This window comes from Geodermatophilus sp. SYSU D00867 (assembly GCF_054050315.1).
This window is the reverse complement of sequence record NZ_JBJGZC010000021.1, coordinates 65,623-76,543: the sequence shown is the minus strand read 5'-3', so window position 1 is coordinate 76,543 and position 10,921 is coordinate 65,623. Positions and strand designations below refer to the sequence as shown.

The following is a 10,921-nucleotide window of genomic DNA, read 5'->3' as shown; positions in this document are numbered from 1 at the left end:
GCCCACGGGCGGGGTCGTCGCCGACCCCCCCCACCACCACGCCGCCCCCCGCCGCGAGCCCGGCGGCCCCGCCCCGCCCCCCCCCGCCCCCTGGGCCGGGCTCGGGTTCGACGGCCGCCGGCAGCGGCTGGCCGCCTACCGCGGCTACCTGGCCCGGCGGATGCACGAGCTGGCCGACCTGGTGCACCGGGAGAACGGCAAGCCGCACGCCGACGCCCTCCTCGAGATCACCCTCGCAATCGACCACCTGGCCTGGGCCGGGGCGCACGCGCGGAAGACGCTGGGCCCGCGCCGGGTGCGCGCCGGCATGCTCGCGGCCAACCACGCCGCCTACCTCGAGTACCAGCCGATGGGCGTCGTCGGCGTCATCGGCCCGTGGAACTACCCGGTGTTCACGCCGATGGGCTCGATCGCCTACGCGCTGGCCGCCGGCAACGCCGTCGTCTTCAAGCCCTCGGAGTCCACCCCCGCCGTCGGCGCGTGGCTGGCCGCCGCCTGGCGCGCGGCCGTCCCCGACGTCGCCGACGCCCTCCAGGTCGTCACCGGCTCCGGCGAGACCGGCGCCGCGCTGTGCCGGGCCGGCGTGGACAAGCTGGCGTTCACCGGCTCCGGGGCCACCGGGCGCAAGGTCATGGCCGCCTGCGCCGAGACGCTCACCCCGGTGCTCATGGAGCTCGGCGGCAAGGACGCGATGATCGTCGACGACGACGCCGACGTGGCCGCCGCCGCCGACGCCGCCGTCTGGGGCGGCATGAGCAACGCCGGGCAGACCTGCATCGGCATCGAGCGGGTCTACGCCACGGAGAAGGTCTACGACGCCTTCGTCGCCGAGGTGACCGAGCGGGTGCGCGCCCTGCGCCCGGGGTCCGACGAGGAGGCCGCCTACGGCCCGATGACGATGGCGTCGCAGACCGACGTCGTGCGGCGGCACCTCGACGACGCGACCACACGCGGCGGCCGGGCGGTCCTCGGCGGCACGGTGGACGGCGGGCTCCCCCACGCCGGCTACGTCGCGCCGACGGTGCTGCTCGACGTGCCCGAGGAGTCGGCCGCGGTCCGCGAGGAGACGTTCGGGCCGACGCTGACCATCACCCGCGTGGCCGACGCCGAGGAGGCGCTGGAGCGCACCAACGCGACGTCGTACGGGCTGGCCGGCGCGGTGTTCTCGCGGTCGAGGGCGCGCGCGATGGACCTCGCCCGCCGGATGCGCAGCGGCATGACCAGCGTCAACTCGGTGCTGACCTTCGCCGGGGTGCCCTCGCTCCCCTTCGGTGGCGTGGGCGAGAGCGGCTTCGGCCGGATCCACGGCGAGGACGGGCTCAGGGAGTTCACCCGCGCCAAGGCGATCACCCGGCAGAGGTACGCGCTGCCGGTGAACCTGATGTCCTTCGCCCGCCCGCCGGCCGCGTTCGACGCGGTGGCGCGGGTCATGGGCATGGTGCACGGGCGGCACCGGTGAGCGCTGAGGTGCGCGACGAGTTCGACGTCGTCGTCGTCGGGGCCGGCTCCGCCGGCTGCGCGCTGGCCGCGCGACTGACCGAGGACCCGTCGGTGCGGGTGCTGCTGCTGGAGGCCGGCGGCTCCGACGACGTCCTCGAGGTGCAGATCCCCGCGGCGCTGTACAAGGTCTGGCGCACCCGGCGGGACTGGAACTACACCACCGAGCCGCAGCCGGGCCTCGGCGGGCGCGGGCTGTTCTGGCCGCGCGGGAAGCTGCTGGGCGGGTCGTCGTCGATCAACGCGATGATCTACGTCCGCGGCGCGGCGGCCGACTACGACGAGTGGGCCCGGCTGACCGGTGACCCGTCGTGGTCCTACGAGTCCGTGCTGCCGCTGTTCCGGCGGATGGAGGACAACGCGCGCGGCGCCGACCGCTTCCACGGCGTCGGCGGGCCGCTGCGGGTGGAGGACCTGCGCTCGCCGCACCCGTGGACGCGCGCGGTGGTCGAGTCGGCAGTGGCCGCCGGGTACCCCCGCAACGACGACTTCAACGGCGCCGCCCAGGAGGGCGTGGGCCAGTACCAGGTGACGCAGAGGCGGGGCCGCCGCTGGTCGGCCGCCGACGCCTACCTGCGCCCGGCGCTCGGCCGGCCCAACCTGATGGTGCTCACCGGCGCGCTCACCACCCGGGTGCTGGTCTCGGGCGGGCGGGCCACCGGCGTCGAGTACCGGCGCGGCGGGCGGACGCGCACCGCGCACGCGGCCGGTGAGGTCGTGCTGTGCGGCGGCGCGGTGAACTCGCCGCAGCTGCTGATGCTGTCGGGCATCGGGCCGGGCGCGCACCTGCGCGAGGTCGGCGTCGACGTCGTCCACGACCTGCCCGGCGTGGGCGGCGGGCTGCAGGACCACCCGCTGGTGCCGGTCGTCTGGGACGTGCGGTCGGGGAGGTCGCTGCTCCGGGCGGAGTCGCCGTCGGGGTACGCGCAGTGGTTCGGCGCCCGCCGCGGGCCGCTGTCGTCGAACCTGGCCGAGGCGGGGCTGTTCACCCGCTCGCGGCCGGACCTCGACCAGCCCGACCTGCAGTACCACTTCCTGCCGGTCAAGTTCTGGCGGCAGGCGGAGGTCGACCCCGACGTCGACGCGTTCACCGCCGCCGCCGTCCTGGTGCACGTGCACTCGCGCGGCTCGGTGCGGCTGCGCTCGGCCGACCCGACGTGGGCGCCGGCCATCGACGCCGGCTACCTCACCGACGAGCGCGACCTCGACGCGCTGGTGACCGGCGTGGAGAAGGCGCGGGAGATCGCGTCGGTCGGCCCGCTGGCGCAGGTGCTGGCCGCGGAGTGGTCGCCCGGCGGCACGGTGCGCACGGCCGACGCGCTGCGGGCGAAGGTCCGGGAGACGCTGGAGTCGCTGTACCACCCGGTGTCCTCGTGCCGGATGGGCGTGGACGACTCCGCCGTCGTGGACCCGCAGCTGCGGGTGCACGGGCTCGACGGCCTGCGGGTGGTCGACGCCTCGGTGATGCCGACGCTGGTCCGCGGCAACACCAACGCGCCGACGATCATGATCGCGGAGCGCGCCGCCGACCTCATGGCCGGCCGCACCGTCGACCCCGTCTTCGCCGCGACCGCCTGACGCCGTCCTCCCGCCTTCCGCGCGCGAAAGGCGGGACGTCGTGACCCACCTTCCGCGCGCGGAAGGCGGGTCACGGCACAGCCAGGGCCGCGCGGATGCGGGCGAGCACTCCATCGAGGTCGCGCATGTCCGCGGCACTCACCCGGATCACCCGCCAGCCGGCAGCACGGAGACGATCCAGCCGCTCGTCGTCCTTCGGGATCTGGTTGTCCTCGAAGTGGTGGGCGCCCTCGTATTCGATGGCCAGGCGCGCCTCGGGGAACGCGAGGTCGACGCGGGCGACGAACCGTCCGTGGTGCAGGACCTCGAACTGCGGCACGGGCGCGAGGCCGACCAGCGCCAGGCAGACCCACAGCCGTGATTCCTGCGGGGACTCCGCCCGCGCATCGACCAGAGGCACGACCCGACGGACCCGGCTGACACCCCACCGGCCGGCACCGGCCTCGGCCAGGGCGACGAGTCCGGCGACCGTCACGTGCTCCGCGGCCACCATCGCGTCGAGCGCCGCTACCGCCGTCGTCAACGGCTCGAGCGTCATGACGTCCCATGCGGTCCGTAGGGCCGTCGTCATCGGGACGTCGTCCCTCGTGGTCACGTCCCGACGTCGCAGGACGGTGCGGTGGACGCGTACACCCTTCGGGCCCGCCCATCTCGTCTCCTCGGGACACACGACGGTCACCGGGTCGGCGACCCCGGCGAACGGCGCCCCGTACCAGGCGGCCGCCGAGTGGCCGCCGACGAGCGCGTCGGCCGGGAGCAGCAGCGCCACCCCGCGACAGCGCAGTCGGTGGTCGAGAGGCAGCGCCGGGTCCGCGTACACGTTCTGCGCGAGCCGGTGGTAGCTCCGCGTCCGGAGCTGGTTGCGGGTGAGGTAGCCCTCGGTGATCGCCTGACTCCCGAGGAAGACGCCGGGAGTCATGCGGCGGTAGGTGGTCACCCGGACACCGTGGACACGGAGCCGGGCCGGTCGATCCGTCGTCCACAGCCCCACCGTCGTCCCCAGTGCCTTCCGCCCGCGGAAGGCGAGAGCTGCTACGGGGCGGTCCCGCCTTCCGCGCGCGAAAGGCAAGGCCGCGGTCAGCCGTGCGTGGTGGCGGCCGAGGCGGTGGTCGGTTCGGACGGCACGGCGGGCGGGGCGGCGGGTGCCGGGCGGCGGCGGATGGAGATCGACAGCGCCGCGGCCACCAGGCACAGCGCGCCGGCGCCGAACCAGGCGAGGTCGTACGAGCCGGTCACGTCGCGGACCACGCCGCCGCCGAACGCGGCCACCGCCGACCCCACCTGGTGCGAGGCGAACACCCAGCCGAACACCACCGGCGCCCGCGGGCCGAAGTGCTCGCGGCACAGCGCCAGCGTCGGCGGCACGGTGGCCACCCAGTCCAGGCCGTAGAAGACGATGAACGCGACCATGCTGACGTGCAGGTCCGGCCCGAACAGGGGCGGCAGCAGGAACAGCGAGAACCCGCGCAGCGCGTAGTAGGCCAGCAGCAGCACCCGCGGGTCGGTGCGGTCGGTCAGCCAGCCGGACAGCACGGTCCCGGCGATGTCGAAGACCCCGACGACGGCGAGCAGCGACGCCGCCGTCGTCACCGGCATGCCGTGGTCGTGCGCGGCCGGGATGAAGTGCGGCTGCACCAGCCCGTTGGTCGAGGCGCCGCAGATGAAGAAGCCCGCGGCCAGCAGCCAGAACGGCCGGGTGCGCGCGGCGTCGAGCAGCCCGCGGACGGCGGTGCGCGCGGCACCGGTGCGCACCGGCTCGGCGTCGTCGGCGGCGGTCCCGCCGTAGGGCACCGCGCCGACGTCGCGCGGGCGGTCGCGCAGCAGCCAGGCCACCAGCGGGACGACGGCGAGCGCGGCGGCCGTGGTGCCCAGCGACGCCGCCCGCCAGCCACCACTGGTCTGCGCGACCGCCGCGACGACCGGCAGGAACACCAGCTGCCCGGTCGCGCCGCCGGCGGTGAGGATGCCGCTGACCAGCCCGCGCCGGGCGACGAACCAGCGGCCGGTCACCGTGGCCACCAGCGAGAGCGCCATCGACCCGGTGCCCAGCCCGACCGCGAACCCCCACAGCAGCACCAGCTGCCAGCTCGCCGTCATGAACACGGTCAGCCCGCTGCCGAGGGCGGTGAGCAGCAGCGCCCCGACGACGACGCGGCGGATGCCGAACCGCTCCATGAGCGCGGCGGCGAACGGCGCGGTCAGCCCGTACAGCGCCATGTTCACCGCGACGGCGGCGGAGATCGTCGACACCGACCAGCCGAACTCCTCGCGCAGCGGGTCGATGAGCACCCCGGGCACGGCGCGGAAGGCCGCGGCCCCGACCAGCGCCAGGAAGGTCACCGCGGCCACCCACCAGGCGGGGTGGATGCGCGCGGTCCGGCGGGGCACGGTCGTCCTCACGGGCGGAGAGCATGACCGACGGTCGGCTTCCCGGACCAGTGGCCCGACGGTCAACACGTGCAAGGATCCGGCCATGACACCCAGCCGGGACACGGCCGTCCACGAGGTGGTCGTCGTCGCCGTCGACCGCGTCGTCGGCTTCGAGCTCGGGCTGCCCTACCGCCTGCTCGGCCTGGCCGAGGACGCGCACGGCCGGCCCCTCTACCGGGTGCGGGTGGCCACCCTCGACGGGCGGCCGGTGCGCACGGCCGACGGCTTCTCCGTGCTGCCCGACCACGACGGGTCGGTCCTCGCGGAGGCGGACACGGTCGTCGTCCCGGGGATCATGGGCGGCCCCGCCGTCGTCGAGGGCCGGATCCCCGACGAGCTGCGCGACGCCCTGCGCGGGGCGGCCGCACGGGCGCGGATGGTGTCGATCTGCACGGGGTCCTCGGTGCTCGCCGCGGCCGGCCTGCTCGACGGCCGGCCGGCCGCCACGCACTGGCGCGACGTCGAGCAGTTCCGCCGCAACTTCCCCGCCGTCCGGCTCGACCCCGACGTCCTCTTCGTCGACGACGGAGACGTGCTCACCTCCGCCGGCGTCGCCGCGGGCATCGACCTGCTGCTGCACCTGGTGCGGCGCGACCACGGCAGCGAGGTGGCCAACCGGGTGGCGCGGCGCAACGTCGTCGCGCCGTGGCGGGAGGGCGGGCAGTCGCAGTTCGTCGAGCGGCCGCTGCCCGAGGCCGGCGAGGCCGGCACCGCGCCCACCCGCGCCTGGGCGCTCGAGCACCTCGGCGAGCCGCTGACCCTCGCGGACCTGGCCGCCCACGCGCGGATGAGCGTGCGCACCTTCACCCGGCGGTTCCGCGACGAGACCGGGGTGTCGCCGCAGCGGTGGCTCGCCGGGCAGCGGATCGCGCTGGCCCGCCGGCTGCTGGAGTCCACCGACGCCCCCGTCGACCGGGTCGCCGCCGACGCCGGGTTCGGCACGCCGGCGTCGCTGCGCGCCCACCTGCGCGCGGCGATCGGGGTCTCGCCCGGCGCCTACCGCCGCACCTACCGCGGGGCCGGCCGCACGGCGGTGTGACACGCGACTCCCCCGCCCACGGCAGGATCGGCCGCCGCGTCTGGTTGAGTGGGGCATACCGGCGCCGCCCTCGCTCATCCGGAGCTGCAGGACTCGACGTCGGGCTGGTGCAGCGCCACGGAGGCGCGCCCGGCTGTCCGACGTCGCCCACGGCGCGACCCGCCCCGCAGACGGGGCCGGCGTGCGCCCGCGTGCGGTGGTCGAGGACGGCGACCCGAGTACCACCGAGGAACCCATGACCTCCCAGCAAGCCCCCACGCCCGCCGGCACGTCCCGGCCCCGCCGCCGTCGCGGCGGCCGCGGCCGCGGCGCCGGCAGCACCCCCAGCCCCGCCGCGACCACGCAGCCGCAGCCCCAGCCGCAGGAGATCCCGGCCGGCGACGTCGCCACCGTGCTCCCCACCGACGCCACCTTCGCCGAGCTCGGCGTGCCCGCCCCGCTGGTCGAGGTGCTCACCGCCAGCGGCATCACCGCGCCGTTCCCGATCCAGGTCGCGACGCTGCCCGACTCGCTCGCCGGCCGCGACGTGCTCGGCCGCGGCCGGACCGGCTCGGGCAAGACCATCGCCTTCGCCCTCCCGCTGGTCGCCCGGCTCGCCGCCTCGACCACCCGCCGCCAGGCCCGCAAGCCGCGCGCGCTGGTGCTCGTGCCGACCCGCGAGCTCGCCAACCAGGTGCTGGCCACGGTCGAGCCGCTGGCCACCGCCCTCGGCCTGCGCTCCACCGTCGTCTTCGGCGGCGTGGGCCAGAACCCGCAGGTGCAGGCGCTGGCCGCGGGCATCGACGTGCTCATCGCCTGCCCCGGCCGGCTCGAGGACCTCATCGGGCAGGGGCACGCCGACCTGTCCGCCGTCGAGGTGACCGTGCTCGACGAGGCCGACCACATGGCCGACCTCGGCTTCCTGCCCGGCGTCAAGCGGCTGCTCGACCGCACCCCCAAGGTCGGCCAGCGGATGCTGTTCTCGGCCACGCTGGACAACGGCGTCGACGTGCTGGTCAAGCGCTACCTCTCGCAGCCGGTGACCCACTCGGTGGACCCCGCCGTCGCGCCGGTCGCGGCGATGACCCACCACGTGTTCCAGGTCAGCGCCGCCGACAAGGCCGAGGTCGTGCGCCAGCTCGCCTCGGGCCTGGGCCGCAGCGTCCTGTTCACCCGGACCAAGCACCAGGCCAAGAAGCTCGCCAGGCAGCTGACCGCCGCGGGCATCCCGGCCGTCGACCTGCACGGCAACCTCAGCCAGAACGCCCGCGAGCGCAACCTCGAGGCGTTCAGCACCGGCAGCACCCGGGTGCTGTGCGCGACCGACATCGCCGCGCGCGGCATCCACGTCGACGACGTCGCGCTGGTCGTGCACGTCGACCCGCCGGCCGAGCACAAGGCGTACCTGCACCGGTCCGGGCGCACCGCGCGCGCCGGCGCCGGCGGCACCGTCGTCACGGTCTCGACGCCCGACCAGGCCGCCGAGGTGCGCACCCTGGCCCGCCAGGCCGGCATCACGCCGGTCGTGACGCAGGTGCGCCCGGGCGCGGAGCAGATCACCGCGCTCACCGGCCCGGCCGCGCCGCACGTCGAGCCCGCCCCCGCCCCCGCTCCCCAGCCGCAGGGCCAGGGCGGCGGCCGGCGCCGGCGCTCCGCCGGAGGCTCCGCGGCTCCCGCGACGACCGCGAAGGCGGCCGGGAGCCGTGCCCAGACCCGCACCACCCAGGCCCGCAGCCCGCAGGGTCCGGCGCGCACGCGCGCGGAGCTCGCCGCCCGCGCCGGCACGCACTCGGCGGCGTCGTTCAGCGGCCGCTCCCGGCGCGGGGGCCGCTGACCCCGGGGTGTCACGTCGGGGACGGTCGGGAAGAGTCGTCCCGACCGTCCCCGACGACCCTGCGAGGTGCCCGATGGCCCTGCCCATCACCCTGTCCGAGATCGGCCCGCGGATCTCGGCCGGCGCGTTCATCCTCAACAGCGGGCTGGGCAAGCGCGGCGCCGACGAGCAGACCGCCGCCGGCCTGCACGGCTTCGCCTCCGGCACGTACCCGTTCCTCAAGGACGTCGAGCCGCGGCAGTTCGTCCAGGCGCTGTCGACGGCGGAGATCGCGGTCGGCGCCGCGCTGCTGACGCCGTTCGTGCCCACGGCGCTGGCCGGTGCTCTGCTCACCGGGTTCGCCGGCGGCCTGCTCGGCCTCTACCTGCGCACACCCGGCATGCGCAAGGAGGGCAGCCTGGCCCCGACCGAGCAGGGCCTCACCGTCGCCAAGGACGTGTGGCTGCTCGGCATCGGCGTCGGCCTGCTCACCCGGGGCACCGTGGACCGCGGGTCGCGCCGGGTGCAGCGGGCCGCGAAGACCCTGGCCAGGGCCAACGCGCGGGTGTCGAAGGCCGAGCGCCGGGCCGAGCGGAGGGCCGCCCGGGCCGCCTAGCCCCTCACTCCCCCGGCAGGAACACCGTCCCGACCAGCCGGCGACGGCGTCCCTCGCGCGGGGCGTTCCCCAGGCGCGCGCGGAGCACGCCGCGCACGTCGTCGAGCAGGCCGGCGAACTCCTCGTCGTCCAGCCACAGCCCGGTCATCCGGTAGCCCACGCCGTCCCGGGCGGGATCGAGCCCGCCCGGGGCGGCGGCACCGGCGTCGACCCAGCGGTCGAAGTCCGCGAGCAGCGCCGCGACGAAGGTGCCGAAGGCGCGGCGGTGCTGCTCGGGCGTCATGCCCGCCGCCTCCTCCGGCCCGACGGAGGCCGCGGCGGTCACCAGCCGGTAGGTGCGCTCGGTGCTGCCCCGCACGCGGCGCTCCCCCACGACCTCCAGCACGCCGGCCTCGGCGAGCACGCCGACGTGCCGGTACAGCGTGGCCACCGGGACGTCGGGCAGCTCGGCGTGCAGCTCGCCGGTGGTCAGGCTCCGCTCGCCCAGCAGGGCCTGCACCACGCGCAGGCGCACCGGGTGGAGCAGCAGGTCCGCAGACGCCACGCGCTCGACCTCTCTCATGATTGACAACGGTCTCACTGTTGGGAATGATCCTCCCATGGCGACCGTGACGACGACACCCCAGACCCTGCGGATCACCCTCACCCCGACCGAGAAGGTGCTCGGCCTGCTGCGCGACCTCGAGGTCCCGCTGTCCGCGGTGCGCTCGGCCGAGGTCGTCCCCGACGGGCTGGCCGCCGCCGGCGGCCTGCGCGCTCCCGGACTCGGCCTGCCCGGCGTGCGCAAGATCGGCACCTGGCGCCGGCGGGGCGGGAGGACGTTCGTGAGCGTCCGGCGCGGGGCGGCCGTGCGCCTGGAGCTGACCGGTCAGCGCTTCGACACCGTCCTGGTGACCGTCGACGACGCCGCGGCCGTCGTCGCGGCGCTGTCGGGCACTCCCCGATGAGTCCCCGCGAGCTGCCGGTGACCGTGCCCGGCGAGCCCCCGCTGGCCGGCACGCTCACCCTCCTCGACGCGCCCGGCCCCGTCCCCGCCGTGCTGCTCGCGCCGGGCTCCGGCCCGCTGGACCGCGACTCCGACCACCGGCGCGCCCGGTTCGGCGTCACCCGCGAGCTGGCGCACGCGCTCGCCGAGGGCGGTCTCGCGTCCCTGCGGTACGACAAGCGCGGCGTCGGTGGCACGCCCGGCGACTGGCGGCGGGCCGGGCTGCACGACGCCGCCGACGACCTCGCCCGGGCGCGCGACGCCCTGGCCGCCCGACCCGAGGTGGACCCCGGGCGGATCGTGCTGGCCGGCCACAGCGAGGGCGCGCTGCTCGCCGCGGCGGTCGCCGCCCGCGGCGTCCCGGTGGCCGGGGTGGTCCTGCTCGCCGGCTCCGCGACGCCCGGCGACGAGCTGCTCCGCTGGCAGGCCCGGCAGATCGGGCCGACCCTGCCCGCGCCGGTCCGGGGCCTGCTCCGGCTCCTGCGCACCGACCTGGAGCAGAAGGTGGCCGCCAACCACGAGCGCCTCCGGGCGACGACCACCGACGTCGCCCGGATCGGCGGGGCGCGGCTCAACGCGCGCTGGCACCGCGAGTTCCTCGACCACGACCCGCGCACCGACCTCGCCCGGCTGACCGTGCCGGTGCTCGCGGTGACCGGGGCGAAGGACCTGCAGGTGCCCCCGGCGGACCTGGAGACGATCGCGGCGACGGTCCCCGGCCCGGTGGAGACCCTGCTCGTCCCCGACCTCACGCACACGCTGCGCCGCCAGCCGGGGCCGGCGTCCCTGCGCGCCTACCGCGGCGAGCTGCGCCGACCCGTGGACGCCGAGGTGCTGGCCACCGTGGCGGCCTGGTGCCGGCGGGTGGGTGCCGTGGCGTCCCCGTCCTGAGCGGAGGCGGGAAGGGGTTACGGGGAGTGGGGGCAGCGTTGCAGTATCGCGGGCCTGCGGTGGGCCGTCGCCGGAGCGGGCCCACCGTCGGCT

The 10,921-nt window shown here is 76.4% G+C and carries 10 protein-coding genes; 7 read left to right on the top strand and 3 right to left on the bottom strand.

Translation table 11 applies throughout. From position 1 onward, the window contains the following. On the top strand, positions 1–1,459 hold a 1,459-nt coding region (locus ACI8AK_RS18885; RefSeq protein ID WP_456957506.1), incomplete at its 5' end, for an aldehyde dehydrogenase family protein. Further along, a complete protein-coding gene (locus ACI8AK_RS18880; protein WP_456957504.1) occupies positions 1,456–3,075 on the top strand; it encodes a GMC family oxidoreductase in 1,620 nt (539 codons plus the stop codon). The genes ACI8AK_RS18885 and ACI8AK_RS18880, both read left to right, overlap by 4 nt. 70 nt (positions 3,076–3,145) lie before the next feature. Here the strand turns inward: ACI8AK_RS18880 and ACI8AK_RS18875 are convergent, their stop codons facing one another. Together ACI8AK_RS18875 and ACI8AK_RS18870 are read right to left on the bottom strand one after the other, a co-directional pair. Beyond that, complete coding sequence (locus ACI8AK_RS18875) at positions 3,146–4,012, bottom strand: endonuclease domain-containing protein (RefSeq protein WP_456957502.1); 867 nt, start codon at positions 4,010–4,012, stop codon at positions 3,146–3,148. 140 nt (positions 4,013–4,152) lie between these two features. Next, complete coding sequence (locus tag ACI8AK_RS18870) at positions 4,153–5,475, bottom strand: MFS transporter (protein ID WP_456903518.1); 1,323 nt, start codon at positions 5,473–5,475, stop codon at positions 4,153–4,155. Between the two features lie 73 nt (positions 5,476–5,548). On the opposite strand from ACI8AK_RS18870, the gene ACI8AK_RS18865 reads away from it, so the two are divergent. The 3 genes from ACI8AK_RS18865 (at position 5,549) to ACI8AK_RS18855 (ending at position 8,952) form a co-directional block, all read left to right on the top strand. After that, complete coding sequence (locus ACI8AK_RS18865; RefSeq protein ID WP_456903517.1) at positions 5,549–6,544, top strand: GlxA family transcriptional regulator; 996 nt, start codon at positions 5,549–5,551, stop codon at positions 6,542–6,544. Between the two features lie 235 nt (positions 6,545–6,779). After that, entirely contained in the window at positions 6,780–8,357 is a 1,578-nt protein-coding gene (locus ACI8AK_RS18860) for a DEAD/DEAH box helicase (RefSeq protein WP_387992830.1), read from the top strand. 73 nt (positions 8,358–8,430) lie between these two features. Beyond that, positions 8,431–8,952 carry a hypothetical protein gene (locus tag ACI8AK_RS18855; protein ID WP_387992827.1) on the top strand — a complete coding sequence of 174 codons (522 nt, stop codon included), beginning with the start codon at positions 8,431–8,433 and terminating at the stop codon, positions 8,950–8,952. Positions 8,953–8,956: 4 nt separating this feature from the next. On the opposite strand, the gene ACI8AK_RS18850 is transcribed toward ACI8AK_RS18855, so the two are convergent. After that, a complete protein-coding gene (locus ACI8AK_RS18850; RefSeq protein WP_456957500.1) occupies positions 8,957–9,496 on the bottom strand; it encodes a helix-turn-helix domain-containing protein in 540 nt (179 codons plus the stop codon). A 64-nt stretch (positions 9,497–9,560) separates the two neighbouring features. Between ACI8AK_RS18850 and ACI8AK_RS18845 the strand changes: the two genes are divergently transcribed. Together ACI8AK_RS18845 and ACI8AK_RS18840 are read left to right on the top strand one after the other, a co-directional pair. Beyond that, positions 9,561–9,899: a hypothetical protein gene (locus ACI8AK_RS18845; RefSeq protein WP_387992821.1), complete on the top strand. Its 339-nt coding sequence runs from the start codon at positions 9,561–9,563 to the stop codon at positions 9,897–9,899. Further along, entirely contained in the window at positions 9,896–10,828 is a 933-nt protein-coding gene (locus tag ACI8AK_RS18840) for an alpha/beta hydrolase family protein (RefSeq protein WP_456957498.1), read from the top strand. The genes ACI8AK_RS18845 and ACI8AK_RS18840 overlap by 4 nt, the downstream gene beginning before the upstream one ends. Positions 10,829–10,921: the final 93 nt, after the last annotated feature.